We start from the raw sequence: 18,385 nt of genomic DNA, 5'->3' as shown, positions 1-18,385 counted from the left end.
TGCCGCATCAGGCAACGTTCGCCTCTTGGGGCGTCGACTGGTAGTCAGCCAGATGCCCACACGTGCGACAACACGGCGCCGGGTCTCGGATGAGGGGAGCCGGCGCCGCGGACGTTTCGTCGTTGCCTACCGCACGTCGACGTAGTCGCCGGGGGCGGTGGCGGTGCTGGTGGTGGAGGTGCCGGCGAAGGACCAGCGCCAGTAGCCGTCGGTAGCGGCCTTGACGGTGGTTTTCAGGGCGCCGTCATTACCCGTGGTCACCGTCTTGACGGTGGTGTAGGTGTTGGTGCCCTTCTTGCGGAACTGCAGTTTCACCGGCTGGCCTGTGTAGTCGGCGTACTTGTAGGTCTCCCAGTTGGCGCGGGTCAGGTTCCCGGTGACGGCGAGAGTCTTGCCCTTCTTCACCGGCTCCGGCGAGGCGTTGACCGTCAGCTCGGTATAGCGCCTGACCTTCACCGTGGCGGCGACGTCCTTGATGGCATGGTCCCAGTCGTTGCCGGTGGCGCCGGCGGTCACCTTCCATATTCCCGCCGTGGTGTTGTCCTGAGGGTCGATCCGCGGGTTCATGGTCAGGGTGAAGGTGCAGGTGGTCGTGGTGGCGCTGTGGGCCACGCAGTCACCGGTGCCATTGTCGGGGATCACGAGCCCGTGGGGTCGTCGGGCATTTTCTGGCCGGGCCCGTACCACAGCGCGGGGACGTTGTAGTCCTCCTTCTTTATGCCCGAGTCGTCGGTGGCGGTCACCGTCATGGTGAAGGTCTTCGGCTTCGTGGTGCCCAGGACGATGTCGGACCCGCCGTTGACGACCACCTTCATCGTGGTGTCGCCCACGACCTCGTCCGCCTGGGCGGCACCCGGAACAGCGAACGCGGACAGGGCCAGGGCTCCGGCAACGGCGGCCATGGTGGTGCGCTTACGCATAAGTGTGTTTCCCCCACACTCTGGTGGCCCCCGGGGGCTCCCCGGGGCCAAAGCCGGCAAGACGCGTCCGGCGCAGGGGAGTCAGATCACCCGGGTCAGGGCGGCTTGATCCGCCCCGGCGGCGGCGCGGACGGCACCGAAGACGACTGCCGAATCCCCGGGACGGTTGCACCGCAGAGAGATCCTTTCTGATCCGCCGCTACAACATCTGGCGGAACACCTGTCTTACGGCCGAGCTGCCACCACCGTGCCTGGCTGCGCGACCTCTTCCGGTGCGCTCCAAGTCACTGACCTGCCGACGGGGGCCCGCCGCACCGGCTTCAGGCCCGGCGGCGGGCGTCCTCGAGGTAGTGGAGGACGGCAGCGACGCGCCGGTCCAGTCGGTGGGTGGGTGAGAGGCCGAGTTTGGCGAAGATGCTGCGGATGTGCTTGTGGACGGCGCTGTCCGTGACGACGAGCCGTTCCGCGATGGCGTTGTTGCCCAGCCCCTCGGCCATCAGGACGAGTACGTCCCGCTCGCGAGGGCTCAGCCGGTCCAGCCGGGTGTCCTGGCGGGACCGGGTGAAGAGCTGCGTGATGACCTCGGGGTCGATGGCGGTGCCTCCGGCCGCCACCCGCCGAAGGGCGTCCAGGAACTCCTCCACCCGCCCGACCCGTTCCTTGAGCAAGTAGCCGAGGCCGCCCACGCCGCCGGTGAGCAGCTCCGTCGCGAAGGTCTGCTCGACGTACGCGGACAAGACGAGGACGGCCAGGTCGTGTTGCCTGCGCCGGGCCTCGACCGCCGCGACGATCCCCTCGTCGGTGTGGGTCGGTGGCATCCGCACGTCGAAGATGGCGACGTCCGGTCTGTGTGCGTCGATGGCGTCCAGTGCCTCGTCGGGCGCGCCCGCGGTGGCCACCACATCGAGCGACTCGGCGCGCAGCAGCAGGGCGAGCCCCTCGCGCAGCAACGGGTCGTCCTCGGCGATCACGATCCGCATGGAAGATCCACCTCAAGGGTTGTCGGGCCGCCGGATGGGCTGGTCAGGGAGAGGTTGCCGTCGTGTGCCGCGATCCGGCGGCGGATGCCGGTGAGTCCGGAGCCGCCGTCCTCGTCCGCCCCGCCCCGGCCGTCGTCCTCGACGCACAGGTGGAGACGGCCGCCGCGGCTGCGCGCCGTGACGGTGGCATGGTCGGCGCCGCTGTGCTTGGCGATGTTGGTCAGGGCTTCGGCCACGACGAAGTAGGCGGTCGCCTCGACGGAGGCGGCGCACCGCTCGGGTACGTCGACGTCGATCCGGCAGGGCACCGCGCAGTTCGCGGCCAGCCCGGAGAGTGCGCCGGTGAGTCCCCGGTCGGCCAGCACCGGAGGCAGAATGCCGCGCGCGACCGCACGCAGTTCGGCCAGCGCCTGCTCGGCGGTGGAGTGTGCGCGTTCGAGGACTTCGTCGGCGCCGGCGAGGTCGCGGGCCACCATGCGGCGGGCGGCGCCGAGCAGGATGGTGACGGAGACGAGCCGGTTCTGGGTGCCGTCGTGCAGGGAGCGCTCGATGCGGCGCAGTTCGGTGGCATGGGCGTCCAGGGCAGCCGCGCGCGTGGCGGTGAGCTCGGCGACGCGCAGGGACAGGTCCGTCTCGGGGCCGGCCACCAGGAGTCGTCGTCCCGGGCGGGCCTGCAAGCGCGCCATGCCGGGGGTGAGGCCCAGGATGATGGCGGTCCAGCCGAGGCCCAGCAGGCCGACGGCGACCGCGGCCGGCCAGGATTGCACGTTCCCGAGCCCCAGCGACGTAGTGGCCACCTCCTCGGGCGCGAACCGCCACCACAGCGGGAAGGTGCCGTCGCGGAAGGCTGAGATCGGCAGCAGGACGCCGAGCACGCCCAGGAGGAACCCCAGAGTGGCGTGGCGGACCAGCCAGCGCAGCTCCCGTCGTGTGGTGGGGTCAACGAGGGCGAGCCGCAGTTGCGTCGGCGGAGGTTCCGGGGCGACGACTTCGGGACCCCAGCGACCGAGCCGGTCGCGCTCCCGGCCGGCCAGAGCGTGCAGCGCGCGCAGTACGGCGGGTGCCATGAGCAGTCCCACCCCGATCGGACCGGTCACGACGGTGACGGCCAGCCAGAGCAGCACGAACAGGGCCGAGAGGGCACTACCGAGCCCGGAGGCGAGCTGTCTGATCGCGGCGGTCGCGGGCCGTACGACGGTGTCTTTGAAACCCGCCCGCGGGCCACCGGCTGCCGCGTCCTCCCGGATCGCCATCAGTCCTCCCTCCCCTCCCCTGCTGCGCGGACGACCTTATGACGCGGCCGGCTCGCCGTCCGTCGCGGGGTCGGGGAGTACGGCCTGCTGTACCTCGAACCGGGCGGTCTGCGGGATCGGCCGGGAGGGGTGCTCATCCATAGCGTCGGCCGACGGCTGCTGGTGGACCGTCGGATGGTTCCGTCCGGTCTCTTCTTGAGCATCAGCCCGCTGCCCGCCCTCGCCACGCTTCCAGAGCCGCAGTCGAATCGTTCCCACTCATCGAAGTCCTCTTCACGAGCACGGGCCAACCGTCGGGGTCGGCAGCGCCCGTCTGCCGCCCGAAGTCGATCTCCATCCCGACGTCCCCCAACGCAACAGCCCTTGCGGTGCCGGGTAGACGGCATAGGGAAGCCCTGGTGCACTGGCGTGGTCCATTGCAGACCTGGCCCACTCCAAGAGGTCCATGCCCTCGACGCCGGGAACCAGGAGGCCGAGCTACCGTCGAAGCTGCCCGCGCCGAACAGGCCGACGAGCTCCTTGTAGTCGGTAGGCAGCGAGGTCCCCAGGCCGGCCTTCGGCAGCTGCCCGGTCGACGCTCCCGCGCGGCCGGGGGTGTTCCGGCGGACGGCACACGCGATGGGAGGCCGACCTCCCCGTAGGTCAGGAAGGGTCGAGCGGGTCGTGCCGGGCCCTGGCCGTCACGGCATCCGCTTGTCGGCCTCCCGGACTTCGTGAAGGTGAATGAGGACGTCGAAGGACTTCGCGATCGCGACGTCGCGCGGCTTCACGGGGAACTGTGTGCCGACGCCGAGCGTGGGCCGGGCGACGTTCAGCCAGGCCCGCGCGGGGGCCGGGGCGTCGCGGACGTCGAGGTAGAAGTCCCGGTAGCGGACCTGGTCGAGGGTGTGCTCGTTCCTGCCGGGCTCGGCGCCGTCCACGGTGAACTTCTTCCAGTCGCCGCCGAGGGCGGCATCCTTCGACAGGAAGGAGCCCTGGTTGAAGGTGAAGCCGATGGGGAGGTAGTTCTTGCCCATCGTGTCGCGCAGGAACGACCCCTGCGTCTTGGGATACAGCTCGGAATAGCTGGCGACGTGGCCGACGTGGTCGTTCTGCGCCGACAGCAGGATCTTGTGGCCGGTGCGCTGCTGCCACCAGGTCACGTTCTGGGCCATCACCTCGTCGCGGAAGCGCTGGAAGGAGGGCAGCGTGCCAGGGTCGTCGGGGTTCGTGGTGAGGAACTTGGCGGTCTGGGCAATGGAGCGGGCGTTCTGCTCTGCCCATTCGAACGCCTCTCTGCCGGAGCCCTTCTGGCGGCTGACCAGTTCCAGGGCCTGCTGTGCCTTGGCGGCGAGTTGCTGCCGTTGCGCAAACGGCTTGCGCAGGTAGGCGAAGACGTCGTCGATCGGGCGCAGGCCAGTGTAGAGCTCGTTGAGCCGCGGCAGCGCCTCCGGGTGGTTCTGCTGCACGTAACCGGTCACCCGGCCGAAGAACTCGTCGCTCACTGCGGGGGCGCCGATGTCGTCGCCCATGAAGTGGACGGTGCGGCCGGGGTGGCGGCGGTTGTAGTCACGCATCCACTCGATGAGGCTCACGAACTCCTCACGGTCCCAAGGGGTGTTGGTCAGCGTCTCCGCGGCGATCTTGCGGGCATCGCCCTTGCCGGTCTGAAGGTAGTCGTCGATCTGGAGCCCGGCCGACCAGCTCAGTTCGAGGGCGAAGGTGGTGAAGCCCTTCTCCTCGACGAGGTAGCGGAAGACCCGCTCCTTCATGGTGAAGAACTCGTGGGAGCCATGCGTGGCCTCGCCGAGGCCGACCACCTTGGCGTCGCCGATCATCGAACCCAGGGCCCGCAGGTCGGCCGTGCTCCTCCCGGGCTCGGTCGAGCGCAGCGGGTGGGCCGCCTGCTCCAGCGCGCGGACCGGGTTCTGCTTCCCGCCGGCCGTGTCGGCCGGGGCCGCCTGGACCGCCTGGATCGCCACAGGAGCCAGGACCGCTCCCGTCGCGATCACCGCCGTGACCAGCAGCCCCCGCCGACTGATGCGCTTACGGTGCCTCACCATGCTCTTTACCCCTCAATTTGCGTACGGCAACTTGAGAAGGATCATCGCTCGCGATTCCCTCGCCCCGCGCTGGTGCCAGCCACCGAACTTCTCCGGGTGGCTACCGCCCGCTGGAAGCGGTAGTAGGGGGTACCAGAGCGGGACTTCGATGCGACGGTCCCGCAGCCGGCGACACTCGATCGATGCTCCGGCGCGGCGACCACACAGACGGCGAAGTAGCCGTAGACCGCGCTGATGCCGAACAGGACGGCTCCGGCCGCGCCTGGGAAGGCAACGGTGGAGAGGGTGTGGGCGGCGAAGGTCTGCCGCCACAGCACCACGAAATAGCCCATGGCCGCGGACACGACGGCGACGACCGCGCCGACGCGAAAGGCGTTGACCATGAACGGGAACGACCACATCTCCTGAATGTCCGTGATCAGATTCCACGACCAGGCGGGTGCGGCGCCCGGCTCAGCCAGCAGCACGGTCACCTCCGGCACGAAGCCCAGAGGCACGCCGGTCCGTATGCCGGTCCGTGTGTAGACGGACCGGCATGAGCAGTCGGTCAGCCTGTTTGTCGCAACGGAGCGCTCGCGTGGTGCAGGCTCTTGATTGCTTGCCGGTAGGAGTCGTTCAGTCCCGTCTGGAGGTACGGCACGTCCAGCTGCTCGCAGTACCGGCGGACGATGGCCTGGGCGTGTCGCAGGTTCGGTGACGGCATGCTGGGAAACAGGTGGTGTTCGATCTGGTAGTTCAGGCCGCCCAGGATGACGTCGGTGATCCTTCCGCCGCGGATATTGCGTGAGGTGAGGACTTGGCGGCGCAGGAAGTCGGGGCGGTGCGGTCCGGTCAGGGTGGGCATCCCCTTGTGGTTGGGCGCGAAGATGGAGCCCAGGTACACGCCGAACAGGCACTGGTGCACAGCGAGAAAGGCCACGGCCTTGCCCGGCAGCAGGACGGTGAACAGCAGGGCGCAGTAGAGGGTGAAGTGTCCGAACAGCAGGATGCCTTCCAGGCGGCGCTGTTTGAGGGAACGGTCCGCGAGGGCACGGACGCCGGCTACGTGGAGGTTGAATCCCTCCAGGGTGAGGAGCGGCAGGAAGAGGGCGGACTGGACCCGTCCGACCATACGGGGCAGCTTTGAGGCGTGGCGGGCCTGGGCCTGGCTCCAGACAAAGATGTCGGGTGCGACGTCAGGGTCGAGGTCCTCGTGGTTGGGGTTGGCGTGATGGCGGGAGTGTTTGTCCTGCCACCATCCGTATCCCATCCCGATCCCGAGGTTTCCCGCTAAGCGACCGGCGCGGGCGCTCGCTTTCTTGCGCTTGAAGACCTGCCGGTGCCCCACGTCGTGCGCGACGAGAGCCACCTGTCCGAACACTCCGGCCAGAAAAACACCAACGGCGAGTGTCCACCAACTGTTGCCCACCAGCAGAAAGGCACCCCAGCCCGCCAGGTACAGGGCAACGACGAGCACTATGCGCACGGCGTAGTAGGCGGGGCGGCGACGCATCAGGCCGGCCTGCTTGATCTGGTTCGACAGCCGGGCGAAGTCGCTGCCGCCCGTGGGGTGACCTTCAGCAGTGGATGAGCGGAGCGGCGTCTGGGGACTCATGACCGTTCCTCAGTCCCGGGTGCCGGGCTCATGCCAATCAGGCTGTCTGCCGTGCCAGATCGTTTGCCAGACCCGCGATCCGTCCGGGCCGTCTTGTACCGAAGCTGATGAAGACGCCCTTGAGGGGCCGTGACGTGGATGAGCTGTTGTTCCGACATTGTGGTCAGTCCATGTGTTTGGGTCGGATAGGGGCGCGGGGCAGACAACGGACCGGGCGTCGGGTCGTCGGCGAGGTTCGCCGTCGGCGTCAGAGGGTCGATGCCTGGCGTGGGGTCCGCGGTCACGAGACACTTGCCGGGACGAGGCGCAGTGCCGGAGTGGCGACGGGGCCCATCTATGCGGAAGCGGGTATCGGTCACGTCCAAGAGCCGGACGACGGCGGCCAGCGCACCGTGCAGACGCACAGCCCCCTGATACCGGCTCGGTGTGCGGCGGCCAGCAGAGTATGCAGACCGTTGACGTCGCAGAACGTCAGCCCCCTGGCATCGATTTCGATGCCTCCCCGACCGGCCGAGGGAGGCATCTCCGAAGAGCCGCGCGCAGCAGGGAGCCGTATCCCAGGGCAACTCCACGGGGACGAGCCCCGCCCCTGCTTCCAAGTCCTGGTCCTGGTCCTGGTCCACCAAGAGGATGTGCGCAGTATTCATAGCGCCTCAGTCAGAATCGGCCCGACACCGCAGCAACACACCCGGGGTCAGGCGGTCCCGCACGCCGCAGGTGCGGACCTTCCTCCGGACAAAACCAGGTGAGCCACCACGTGATCACACACGCTGCTCCCGCCACGCAAGAACCTGGCTCCCAAGGAAGCCCGCTTCTGCACGACCCTGCATCACCGCTGTGTTCAACACGCCAAGGGTCCGGGGCGCTGATCGCAGCCTACGCCCCCGGCAAGGTCCCGGACAGGGAGCGGACGTACTGACGGCGGTTTGATCACAGGGGACCGATGGGGCACCGGGGAAAAGACGGCCCTTGAAGCCGGACGCCGGAGGAAGGTGCCGCGGGACAGGTGGAAGGCGGTGGTCGAGGAATGGCTGCCCGGGGTGGACGTGGGGGCTATGCTGCGATGGACGTCCCAGACCCCGGCGTGGCCCAATGCTGTTGTCGTGCTGGTGCCTGCGGGGAGTGGAGAGGACGTCTGGATCACCACAGGCCCACCTTCGAGGCGAAGCCGGTCGGGTTCACGGCCCTGCAACAGGGTTTCCGTCCGTCGCTCTTGCCTGACCTGTAAAGGCGTCCGACCACGCCGAATACGTGCCAGGCGTAGCCGAAATTCCAGGCCCGCCCAGCGCTGCACCAGGTGGTCATAAGAACTGAGGCACTATGCCTGTTCGCTCAAGCTTGAACATCCACCGGCGCGACCGGAAAAGCCACGCGACCATCGCCCTGGCGGGTGAACTCGACCTGGCGACGGCACACTTCGTGCGCGTGGTGATCGAAGACTGCCTGGGGGACGGAATCCGTACGGTCGACATCGACCTGACCCTCCTCACCTTCTGCGATATCAGCGGCCTCAATGCCTTCCTGGCCGCATCCCGGCTCACCACCACGGCCGGGGGGTCGCTGTGTCTGCGCCACCCGAGTCCGATGCTGACCCGCCTCCTGGATCTGACCGCCACCGGCTTCCTCCTCTACGACCGGCCCTTGGTATCCACGTCGCGTGCCGCCGTCGCGGACGACCTGGCCGCCAGGCGTCCCACATCGCTGGCCTCGTGACCGGACCGGGAAGCATGACCAAGAGCCCGCTCGGCGCCGCCAGCACGGGGCAAGGTGGTGGTGGGTGATCAGTGACCGCATGGTCGGGGTTCTGCGTCTGCTGCAGTCCGACGACGGCTCCGGCCAGGTCGCCGATGTCACCGCGGCCGGCGCCGCCGCGGTGGGCGTGGACGGCCTCGCGGTCTCCCTGGTCACCGAGGGCGACCTCACCGAGCTCCTGTGGTGCTCGGACGCCGCGACGCGCCGCTTCGAGGACCTTCAGCTCACCCTCGGGGAGGGCCCCGGGCCCGACGCGGCCCGTACCGGGGCGATGGTGTGGGTGCCCGACCTGGTCGGCGTTCGCCTTGCGCGCTGGCCCGCGCTGGCCATGGAGGCCCCCGCCCTGCCGGCCCGGGCGGTCTTCTGTTTCCCCATGGGGATCGGCGCGATCCGCACAGGTGTCCTGACCGCCGTACGCCGCGCCCCGGGCCCGCTGACCGCACAGCAGGCAGACGACGCGCTGATCCTGGCCGACGCGCTCACCGCCCGGTGCCTGGGCATCGGCGAGTCACGCGTGGCCGGGCCGCCCCCTGCCGGCTCCCCGCCCACCCTGCAGCACGCCGTGATCCACCAGGCGACGGGCATGGTCAGCGTCCAACTCTCCCTGCCCCTGCCCCAAGCCCTGCTGCGGCTGCGCGCGCATGCCTACAGCAGTGGGCGCTCCATCACCGACATCTCCCAGGACGTGGTGGACCGGCAGCTTCGCCTGGACCACCACGGCAACGGCACGCCCCCGACCGTCGTAGACAAGGACTGATCGACATGCCCCGCGAACAACGGCTCACCGAGGTCTTCGTGGAAGTCGCAGACTCCCTGACCGACGACTTCGACCTCATCGACTTCCTCCAGCAGCTCTCGGTGCGCTGCATGGAACTGCTGGACGTGGCGGCTGTCGGCATCCTGCTGGCCGACCAGCACGACATCCTGCAGACCATCGCCGCCTCGGACGAACATACCCGGCTGCTGGAACTCTTCGCCCTGCAGCACGACCAAGGCCCCTGCGTGGACTGCTACAAGAGCGGTCAGGCCCGCACCAACATCAACCTCACCGATCCGAAGACCACGGAGAGCTGGCCGCAGTTCGCCATCCGCGCCCACGAGACCGGATTCGTGGCCACCAACGCACTCCCGCTACGACTGCGCGGCCGCGTCATCGGCGCACTCGCCCTGTTCCAGACCGACCCCGAACCCCTCAGCGATCAGGACATCACCCTCGCTCAGGCACTGGCCGACATCGCGACCATCGCCATCCTGCAGCAGCGCACCCTGGACCACAGCCACATCGAGCGTGCCCAACTCCAGTACGCCCTCACCAGCCGCATCGTCCTGGAACAGGTCAAGGGCATCCTCGCGGAACGCTGGCACATCTCACTCGACGACGCCTTCACCGCCTTCCGCTCCTACGCCCGCGCCCACCAATGTCAGCTCGCACAGCTCGCCCGCGAGATCGCCGACGGCGACTTCGACACCCACCTGATCCCCCACCCGGCCACTCACTACCCGAACGGTGACCCGACGACCCCGGGTGCCATCAGCCGGCACCCCGAACATCCGCTGCCGTAGAGGTCTCGGCGCCGACTCCGCCCACCGCTGCCTGCCAGGTCTGGACCGACTGGCAGCGAAAAGCCAAGTTTCCGCAAAGCCGGACCGAACGGCTCCCCCCTTCAACCGCCTGAGCGGCATCGACAGCGAGGTGACGACCCATCAGATCGAGCGTCACATGAGCGTCATTTCAGCGTTAAGATATCGCCCGTATCGCCCACACCGCACATAATGCGCACGCAAAAAAACCGCAGGTCAGACGTCCTTTGCCGCAGGCTCAAGGATCGCGACGCACTCCACATGATGCGTCATAGAAAACACGTCACCGCGGGCGGGCGCGACGAAACATGCGGGTCAGGCGTGGTATTTCGGTTCCGGAAGGGACCTGTAGGGCGCGTGGAGCGTCAAACGAGCGTCACCGTGGAGAAGCGGCGACGCCCACGACGCGCTGCCAGACGGTACGCGTGCCATCCCGTTCGCCGGGCCCAGAGCCAATCTGAGGTACCCGTAGGGACCAGCGCGACACGAGCGCGGCGCATCCGCCCCATGTTGGCCGTCCGCCCGCGTCTTGTCGAGGGAGCCGCGTTGAAGTAGGCACTGACGGAGCCTCAGGTCGCTCTGCTCCGCGAGAAGCGGCTGCTTCCCATGCAGTGCCCGTCCGTCCCGCCAGTACGAACACGGCGTGGGCGCTGGCAGCGCGGACTGATCAAATGGACATGGCACGGTAGCGGACATGTCGCCGTGGTGACGGCGGCCGGCCGCTACTACCTCAAGCGCGGCAAGCATCCCCGAGAGGTCCAGGCCGAGAAGGTCGGCTGCAAGGCGACACTGTTCATGCCGCGCGCGCCGCGAGAGTGGGACCGAGCTGGTCGCCCGTCTGCAAGCAACGTTGGAGGAGCCACCGCCCCTGGTCCCGCACCTCAGGCCCGCGGGCAGTGGCCTCGCCACGGAAGCAGAACGCCAAGAGCGGGAGAAGGACCTCCTCAAGGCTGAGCAGCGGCGCCGGTGGTACGCGGCTGCTGGCGCAGGCGCGCGATCAGCAGATCCAGCAGGGACCGGGCAAGGTCCTGATCGCGCAGCTTCGGGCATGGCAGCAGGCCGGCGGGATCCCCGCCTTCTGCCAGGCGGCCAGGGCCCGTACCGGCGACGCACCGGTTTCAGCGGACGAGGCGGAGTGGTTGGAGTGGGCCGATGCTATGCGGCGCAGCCCTACCCGCTCCAGGACCCATTGCGTACTCCGTCGGATCCACCGGCCGGGCGCGAGGCTCTGCATGAGGTGTCGAAGGTCGATGCCTACGCCTCTCCGTGGCCGTTCCACGCCGATGGCCGCCGGGTGCTTCTAGGGGCAAGCAACCGACCGGCTCCGGGCAATGCGAACCGTTCTACGCCTCAAACGACTTCGCCCTGTCCATGGAGGACAAGGCGAAGGAACGTTTATGCGGCGATGGTGAGCGGGGCTTCCATACGCTCCCAAGCACCAAGCACGGCCTTGTGGGCGTCCGGCTGCAAATGGGCGTAGCGCTGGGTGGTCTGGAAGCTCTCGTGGCCGAGGAGGTGCTGGACCTCGTAGAGCGAGACTCCCTTCTGGACCAGCCAGGAGGCGCAGGTGTGGCGCATGGAGTGCGGCGGGTAGCCCGGGACGAGCTGTTGCTCACCGTCGTCGTCGAAGTAGAAGGTGCCGTCGACAGCTGGCCACCAGGTCTGCCGACGCCAGTTGCCATCGTCCAGGAGGCGGCCGGACCGTCCCTTGGTGAGGGTGGTGAACACCACGGCGTCCCGGTCGAGCCGGTGGATGTGGCGTTCGAGGGCCTCCAGGACGTGGGGCGGGAGCGGGACTTCCCGGCGGCTCTTGGAGCTCTTGGGGTACTCCTTGATGCCGCTTTTGGTGTTGACCTCCACGACGAACAGGCGCGAGCGGCGCTGGTCGATGCGGTGGCGGTGAAGGCCGGAGAGTTCGCCCCAGCGCAGGCCGGTGTAGAAGCCGAGCAGGCACATCGTCCGCCAGGCGGCGGGGAGTTCGTCGAGGATGCTCTGGGCCTGGTCGAGCGTGAACCACTGCGGCGGTTTGACCGCAATCTGCGGCAGGTCGATGCTGCGGCAGGGGCTCACCGCGATCACGTCATCGTCAACGGCCGCACGCATCAGGGAGGACGTCAGGTTGTAGGCCCGCTTGATCGCGGAGGCGCCTGCGCCCTTCTCGATCAGAGCGCGGATCCAGCTCTGGACGTCCATGCGGGTGATGGCCCGCATCTCCCAGTCCGCCCAGTAGGGCAGAACATGGTTCTTGATACTGGACGCATCACCCCGCAGAGTGTGGGGCTCGACGATGCGGGCGTTCCACCACCGATCGTGCCACGAATGGAACGCCATTTCGCCAGCCCGCGGGTCACGCATGCCTCCACGGGCGAACTGGGTTTCCATCTCGATGCTCCAGGCACGCGCCTGGGACTTGAGAGGGAAGGACTCGCTGAACCGTTCTCCTATGCGGTTGCGTACGGTCGCCTGCCACTTGCCGGACTTCAACTGCGGAGGTACGAGGCTCTACTCCTTGTTCAACGGAAACAGGCCGAGATTGCCCAGGTCAGCGGCGGACTGCCGGCGGTACGACAGCGCGGCGACTGATGAACTCGTCGAGGCTCACCGCGGGCACTCGTACACGGGACCGGCCTGGTCCGGTACGGAGGTCGACGACAGGCAGATCACCGGCAGCGATGAAGCGGTAGACGGTGCGGCGGCGACGGCAGGGATGGACAGCAGACGTGCAGGCATGGAGGAAACCTTGAGGTGAGGGTGGATGGGCGCCCGGCGAGTCCACAGCCGGGCACGAAGAGCGACAGGCTTGGACAGCACCGCCCATCGCGCGGAGTGCGTACGGAACACCAGGTGAGTGCTGGCCACGGCATGGAGTTGTGGCAGAGCAACTCCATGCCTCCTCTCGGCGCACGGAGCTACCTGTCCGCCACGGCTCCACCGCCAAGCGCAGCCGAATGCGAACACCTCAATAGTCGCGAAGATCGCCGGTTTGGCTAACCGGCGATCGTGGTCTATGTTGCGCTTCGCCTCAGAGGAGTCCGGCAGCTTCTCAGGCGCTGCCCGCAGTCAGGAAGCCAGCTGGTATGAGCGCAAGGCTGAGGTCGCGCCGTCCGTTACAAGCACCAGAAGACCGTCCTCCAAGAGGCGGTCAAGGATTTCGCGCTGCACCGCGCTCAGTGGCCCCGATAGCACGGGCTACGTGCCGAGTATCAGCTCCGGGGTGTGCCGCAACGTGTGCGAGGACGGCCCGGTCGCGGCGATAGGCGCGTTGCAGCAGATCCTCGCCGAACAGTCCGGCCGCGCAGACGCAGAGGCACAGGCCGGTGGAGACGGCTCCGTAGTCACCCGCCGCCTGGCCGGACCAGGCGTTCAGCGCGCCGAGCGCAAAGAGAACGGGGGAAGTGAAGCGGGCGGATCGAGCGGAGCCAGACAGACGAGCCTCCAAAGCAGGGACCATGCCAGCAAGCAGCCTGGGCGCGGTGCAGGATTCCGAACTAGTCGCAACCCCGGCCGTTTCGGAACAACTGCGCCTCTGGCTTGGCAATAACCGAGACGTTGTACGTTGACATGGTCTCGACGAAGGTTTCCAGTCTTTTGGAATTCGTTCTTGTCTGCCGTGGGCGAATGCCCGCCGACGGCCCCGTGGAGTCCTCCCGTCTAAACCCTATTGCGGTTGCACATTCACTGTCAAAGTGGAGAGAGACAAGGACTTGACCATAGCGCGATTCACTCTTGAGTCTCTACCTGGAACGTATGACGGGCAGGGTTGATATCCGCAGCTTCGATACAGGGCGAGCGCCGCTTCGTTCCGAACTCCCGTTTCCAGGACCATTCGGTTCACGCCACGAGAGACTGCCTGCGATTCCAGATGTTCCAGAATACGCCGCCCTATTCCTCTACCTCTGCCCGCTTGCGTCACGTACATGCGCTTGATCTCTGCTGTATCTGACGAAAGCAGTCGCCAGCCCCCGCAGCCGACCGCCTCTGGCGAATCGTCACACCTGGCTATGACGAATAGACCCTGTGGCAACACAAAGTGACCTGCCGGAGTGTCATCAGGGTCATCAGCGAATCCGTAGACAGCAACCTGCTCGGCGTGGAGCGCTCGTGTGAGGCGCCGGGCTTCGGGATCACCATAGGAAATGGCTGTCAGGGACGGGGTGCCCGTCTGGCACGGCCGAGCGGCGCTGAGGAAGGTCATGTAGCCGATAGTGCCCTGTCCACCGCTACGAGCGCATCAGCACATGCCCCTGAGTGGACGCGGCTGCCGACCTGGCGTCGAATTCGACTCAGCAGATTGCGGCAACGGATCGACTGCACGTCGGGGACACGACCTGCCAGGTGAAGCAGGGTGCCGGCAGTGGTCTCCGCGTCCCGGCGGAGAAGGTGGGCTCGGGCCAGGTGTATGCCGTGCAGCAACGCAGAGCGCGGATACCCGCTGTTCGCCCCGTGGTCCGTCAAGGGCGTGAGCAAGTCCGTGGCCTCCGCGAGAAGACGTCGCCCCTGCGCAGGGTTCGCCGCTGCGAGTTCCACCAAGGCATGCCCTGACTCAGCTGCCACCTGCTCTGCTGTGAAGTAGTACAACGATGGAGGATCATCGTCTCTACGGTGGTCCAGCAGCACACGACACTGGTCGGTGGCCTTACGGAAAGCGTCAATATCGCCCGCAGCAGCATGAGCAGTGGCTAGGCGGCCGAGGGCTCGCGCACGCGCGGTGGGAGCGCTCCCAACGGTGTGCTCAACTGCGGCCTCCGCAAAGCGGAGTGCGGATGAAGGCTTGCCGGTGGCCGCATGCGCGTCGTGGCAGGGGAAGAGGGGACAGCCCCGGCACACCGATCCGTACCAGGCGCCCACTGACCCTCTGCCGAAAGGCCGATCACCGCCATGTCCGAACCGCTGCGCGCCGTCGTGATCACCGAAAGCCTCAACGGCGGCCAGTTGCCCAAAGCCCTCCGCGCCTTGGAGAGCCGCCGCTACCCCCACCTGCTCGACGAACGCACACAGGTCGAGATCATCGAGCTTGCCGTGCCCGCAGCGCAGGGAGCCGGCGTCGCCCTCGCGCTCGCCGGCGCCGTGCTTCCACGGCTGTACTACGCCCACCTCATCGACAGCCGGCAGATGCTCGTGGCGTTCCCCGACACGGTGGTCCGCATCGGTCGCGACAACGCCGCCGCGGTCGAACGTGCCCAGTCCATCGGGGCGCTGTTCGACATCCCCGCCGGCCAGATGCGGTTCGCGGAGATGTGGGACACCGACCACCCGGACGCCCCCGCCCAACCGGAGGCCCCGTCCCGGTGACCACCGTCGAAGAGCACGCCGAGGCTCCGCTGGCCGTCGTCACCGGCGCCAGCGGAGCCCTCGGCGCGGCCATCCACCAGCAGCTGGCCAGCACCGGCTGGCGCGTCGTCGCCACCCACCACACCCGGCCACCCCAAGCCCCGCCCGCTCCGGGGACCGCCTGGGTACGCTTCGACGCTGCCGACGACACCAGCACCACTGCTCTGCGCCAGGCCGTCGAGTCCCAGCACGGCGCCCTGAAGGCGGTCTTCGCCTGCGTCGGAGCGCCGTCCACCAAACACCCGGTCAGCCAGACGCCAGCCGCCGACTTCGAAGCCGTCTACCAGGCCAACGTCCTCAGCCTGGTGCGGACCTGGCACGCCGTGGCCGACCGCGCCCGGCGTGACCATGCGTCCGTCCTCGCCGTCGGGTCCGACGCCGGCCGCGCGGCCCGGGCCGGCAACGGCCCCTACAGCACAGCGAAGGCCGCCCTGGAATCGCTGGTCAGCACCCTCGCGAAGGAGGAACTCCCCCACGGTGTCAGCGTCAACCTGCTGGCCCCGTCACTGATCGACTCGCCGCTCGCCCAGCAGGTGATGGCCTTGAAGGGCGTCACCGACCTGGAGATGTACTACAGGGAACTTCCCTGGGGCCGGCCTCTCCGCCTCGACGAGGTCGCCGCCGCCTGCATTGAGCTGGCCACCGCTCCCCAGTGGGCCTATGCCACCGGGCAGACCTACCCGCTCGGGGCGGCTCCTTGATGGTCAACGCCACCCATGCCCGGCAGCTCGGGATCGTCCAGGTGCTCCGCACGCGCACCCATGTGCCGGTCCGCGATCTTGCCGAGCGCTTCGGCGTCAGTGACCGCACGATCTATCGCGACATCGACAACCTCACGCCCACGGCATCCCGATCCAAGCCACCCCCGGTCGCAACGGCGGCTACCGGCTCGCCCCGGAAGACCCGCTCACCCTCGACTCCGACCAGGCCATGCGCCTGTACGTCCTCGGCTTCCTCGACCCGCCGTCCGCAGACGGCACGGCCGAGGAGCGCGGTCGTGCCGCTGGGGTCAGCGGCACCGTGCAGGAGGTGATGCGCCGCCTGGCCCAGCGCATCCACTTCGACACCGCGGACTGGTACTGGCGAGACGAGGGCTCCGGCCACCTGCCCGTGCTGCGCACCGCCATGCTCACCGGCACCGCGCTGGAGATCACCTTCCGCACCAAGGAGGGAGACCAGCACACCACCCTGCTCAAGCCGTACGGGGTGGTCTGGAAGGCCGGCGAGTGGCACCTGGTCGCCGCGCGCCCCACAGGCCCGCCCGAGCGGTTCCGCCTCAACCTCGTCGACCGGATTCAGCAGACGGACCTGACCTTCGCCTACCCCGAGGACTTCACCGTCGGCCAGTGGTGGACAGCCGCGATGGAGGACTACGGCAAGGGCGATGTCCGAGTCGAACTGCACGTCGCCCCGGCCGCCCGCGCCGAACTGCTCCGGCTGAGCCTGAAATCCACCTCCCAGGTCCACGAACACGACGACGGCTCGCTGGTCATCGTGCTGTTCGTCGACCGCTGGGAATGGCTGATACCGCTGGTCACCAGCTACGGGCCCGACGTCGCCGTCACCGAACCGCCCGAGCTACGCGAGGCGATCACCGCGCAGCTGCGCCACACCCTCGCCGCCTACGAAAGCAGCGAGGCTCAAGGGCCCGCCCCGCCCGCCGGGCTGCCACACGACGACTCCCGCCTGCGATCCACCCACGGCCGCCACCCAGGAGCATGACGTGAAACCCCGCCACCTCACCCACACCGACACACTCCAGCTGCCCATCACCGGCAACGGCCCCTTCAACTTCCGACACACCCTGTGGAAGCCCTCCCACTACGCCACCGGCCTCGAAGCCCACACCGAAACCCGCAGCTGGCGCACCTTCCGCATCGACAGCCTGATCATCGGCGTAGCCCTGACGAACGGACGCGACGACCGGACGATCAGCGTCGAGGTGTTCGCCGACGGCGACTACGCACCCGAACACCGCGACCGTCTCGCCCGCCGGCTGACGACCTCCTACGGCCTGGACGAAGATCTCGCGCCGTTCACCGAACTCGCCGCCGACGTACCGGCGATGCGCGATCCCCTGCACGCGCTGTTCGGCATGCGGCAGAGCTGCCCCGAAGACCACTTCGAGATCGCCGTCATCGCCCTGCTCCTGCAGAACACCACCATCAGCCGCACCACGCAGATGACCCGCAACTTGCTCACCCGCCACGGCCGCCTCGTCCACTTCGACGGGATCACGCTGCGGGCCTGGTTCACCCCGGCCGAGATCGCCGCGGTCACCGCCGAGGAATTCAAGGAGCGCGACAGGCTCGGGTACCGGGCCAAGACCCTCCCCCACTTCGCCGCCTTCTTCCGCGACCACCATCCCGAGGACCTGGCAGCCGCCGACAACCTGGTCGAACTCTTCCAGCAGATCAAGGGGGTCGGCCCCTACACAGCGGCCGTCATGGCCTCCCACGCCTCACGCGACCCCGCCGTCTTCGGAGTCGACGTGTGGAACCGCAAGATCCTCGCCCGACGGCTCCTCGACACCGAGGACGCCGCCCCCGAAGCCATCCACGAACACCTCACCCGCCTCTTCCCCGGACACGCCGGAACCGCCGCGCTCTACCTCGTCGAGCACGAATACCTCCGCACCCCCGTCGCTCCGCTCTTGCCCCTCGACGCGATCAAGACGTGGAACCAGGAACTGCGCCCCTCCACCTCCTGAAGCACCCCGTCCCAGGGCAGCGGCACACCAGCCCCTGCCCACCCAGGCATGCCCGCACCACGCCTCGGACCCGCACCAAATCACGGCGAGGCAATCCCACGAAGGGATGAAACATGCCGTTCGAGTGCCGCCCTCATCCCGGACTCCAGGCTCTGCCTGCCCTCGGCCACTAAATAGAACGTTCTTTCAGGATCTGCCCCTTCGTCACCCGTTACGGGGAGC

General features: G+C 68.0%; 19 protein-coding genes. 8 read left to right on the top strand and 11 right to left on the bottom strand.

What is annotated here, in order from left to right:
* Positions 1-126: 126 nt before the first annotated feature.
* The 8 genes from TU31_RS40610 to TU31_RS13110 form a co-directional block, all read right to left on the bottom strand.
* The gene (locus tag TU31_RS40610; protein ID WP_370682723.1) at positions 127-642 is read right to left on the bottom strand and encodes a hypothetical protein; all 516 of its coding nucleotides are present in this window, start codon (positions 640-642) and stop codon (positions 127-129) included.
* A complete protein-coding gene (locus TU31_RS40605) occupies positions 639-920 on the bottom strand; it encodes a hypothetical protein (protein WP_042153606.1) in 282 nt (93 codons plus the stop codon). The genes TU31_RS40610 and TU31_RS40605 overlap by 4 nt, the downstream gene beginning before the upstream one ends.
* A 320-nt stretch (positions 921-1,240) precedes the next feature.
* Positions 1,241-1,900: a response regulator transcription factor gene (locus TU31_RS13130; protein WP_042153602.1), complete on the bottom strand. Its 660-nt coding sequence runs from the start codon at positions 1,898-1,900 to the stop codon at positions 1,241-1,243.
* Positions 1,888-3,153, bottom strand: a complete 1,266-nt coding sequence (locus TU31_RS13125) for a sensor histidine kinase (protein ID WP_042153600.1) — start codon at positions 3,151-3,153, stop codon at positions 1,888-1,890. Before TU31_RS13125 ends, TU31_RS13130 begins: the two co-directional genes overlap by 13 nt.
* 36 nt (positions 3,154-3,189) lie before the next feature.
* Positions 3,190-3,411 carry a hypothetical protein gene (locus TU31_RS38565; RefSeq protein WP_158894432.1) on the bottom strand — a complete coding sequence of 74 codons (222 nt, stop codon included), beginning with the start codon at positions 3,409-3,411 and terminating at the stop codon, positions 3,190-3,192.
* Positions 3,412-3,833: 422 nt separating this feature from the next.
* Positions 3,834-5,195 (bottom strand): erythromycin esterase family protein, encoded by a 1,362-nt coding sequence (locus tag TU31_RS13120; RefSeq protein WP_042153598.1) that lies wholly within the window; start codon positions 5,193-5,195, stop codon positions 3,834-3,836.
* Between the two features lie 41 nt (positions 5,196-5,236).
* Entirely contained in the window at positions 5,237-5,692 is a 456-nt protein-coding gene (locus TU31_RS39700; RefSeq protein ID WP_042153595.1) for a metal ABC transporter permease, read from the bottom strand.
* 50 nt (positions 5,693-5,742) lie between these two features.
* Complete coding sequence (locus tag TU31_RS13110) at positions 5,743-6,789, bottom strand: fatty acid desaturase family protein (RefSeq protein WP_042153592.1); 1,047 nt, start codon at positions 6,787-6,789, stop codon at positions 5,743-5,745.
* Between the two features lie 1,320 nt (positions 6,790-8,109).
* Here TU31_RS13110 and TU31_RS13105 point away from each other — a divergent pair.
* From TU31_RS13105 to TU31_RS13095, 3 genes are all read left to right on the top strand, one after another.
* Complete coding sequence (locus TU31_RS13105) at positions 8,110-8,502, top strand: STAS domain-containing protein (protein ID WP_042153591.1); 393 nt, start codon at positions 8,110-8,112, stop codon at positions 8,500-8,502.
* A 64-nt stretch (positions 8,503-8,566) separates the two neighbouring features.
* Positions 8,567-9,298 carry an ANTAR domain-containing protein gene (locus TU31_RS13100; protein ID WP_042153589.1) on the top strand — a complete coding sequence of 244 codons (732 nt, stop codon included), beginning with the start codon at positions 8,567-8,569 and terminating at the stop codon, positions 9,296-9,298.
* A gap of 5 nt (positions 9,299-9,303) precedes the next feature.
* The gene (locus tag TU31_RS13095) at positions 9,304-10,104 is read left to right on the top strand and encodes a GAF domain-containing protein (RefSeq protein ID WP_042153587.1); all 801 of its coding nucleotides are present in this window, start codon (positions 9,304-9,306) and stop codon (positions 10,102-10,104) included.
* A 1,413-nt stretch (positions 10,105-11,517) separates the two neighbouring features.
* Here the strand turns inward: TU31_RS13095 and TU31_RS13090 are convergent.
* The 3 genes from TU31_RS13090 to TU31_RS36815 form a co-directional block, all read right to left on the bottom strand.
* Complete coding sequence (locus TU31_RS13090; protein WP_042153586.1) at positions 11,518-12,606, bottom strand: tyrosine-type recombinase/integrase; 1,089 nt, start codon at positions 12,604-12,606, stop codon at positions 11,518-11,520.
* A 114-nt stretch (positions 12,607-12,720) separates the two neighbouring features.
* Positions 12,721-12,852 carry a hypothetical protein gene (locus tag TU31_RS40600; protein ID WP_370682722.1) on the bottom strand — a complete coding sequence of 44 codons (132 nt, stop codon included), beginning with the start codon at positions 12,850-12,852 and terminating at the stop codon, positions 12,721-12,723.
* Between the two features lie 928 nt (positions 12,853-13,780).
* Positions 13,781-14,317, bottom strand: a complete 537-nt coding sequence (locus tag TU31_RS36815; RefSeq protein WP_078885743.1) for a GNAT family N-acetyltransferase — start codon at positions 14,315-14,317, stop codon at positions 13,781-13,783.
* Between the two features lie 683 nt (positions 14,318-15,000).
* On the opposite strand from TU31_RS36815, the gene TU31_RS38560 reads away from it, so the two are divergent.
* Genes TU31_RS38560 through TU31_RS13065 form a run of 5 tightly spaced genes read left to right on the top strand, consistent with a single transcriptional unit; the run spans position 15,001 to position 18,163 of the window.
* Positions 15,001-15,414: a hypothetical protein gene (locus tag TU31_RS38560; protein WP_042153580.1), complete on the top strand. Its 414-nt coding sequence runs from the start codon at positions 15,001-15,003 to the stop codon at positions 15,412-15,414.
* Positions 15,411-16,154: an SDR family NAD(P)-dependent oxidoreductase gene (locus tag TU31_RS38555; protein WP_042153578.1), complete on the top strand. Its 744-nt coding sequence runs from the start codon at positions 15,411-15,413 to the stop codon at positions 16,152-16,154. The genes TU31_RS38560 and TU31_RS38555 overlap by 4 nt, the downstream gene beginning before the upstream one ends.
* Positions 16,154-16,486, top strand: coding sequence for an HTH domain-containing protein (locus TU31_RS40595; protein ID WP_219819196.1), 333 nt, complete (start codon positions 16,154-16,156; stop codon positions 16,484-16,486). Before TU31_RS38555 ends, TU31_RS40595 begins: the two co-directional genes overlap by 1 nt.
* Positions 16,384-17,175, top strand: a complete 792-nt coding sequence (locus TU31_RS39380; RefSeq protein ID WP_042153577.1) for a helix-turn-helix transcriptional regulator — start codon at positions 16,384-16,386, stop codon at positions 17,173-17,175. The genes TU31_RS40595 and TU31_RS39380 overlap by 103 nt, the downstream gene beginning before the upstream one ends.
* 1 nt (position 17,176) lies before the next feature.
* On the top strand, positions 17,177-18,163 hold the full coding sequence (locus TU31_RS13065) for a DNA-3-methyladenine glycosylase family protein (protein ID WP_042153575.1): 987 nt from the start codon (positions 17,177-17,179) through the stop codon (positions 18,161-18,163).
* Positions 18,164-18,385 lie beyond the last annotated feature (222 nt).

It is taken from the genome of Streptomyces lydicamycinicus, from assembly GCF_000829715.2.
Classification (GTDB): Bacteria; Actinomycetota; Actinomycetes; order Streptomycetales; family Streptomycetaceae; genus Streptomyces; species Streptomyces lydicamycinicus.
Note: the sequence above shows the minus strand (reverse complement) of the source record. Positions and strands in the feature narration are given on the sequence as shown.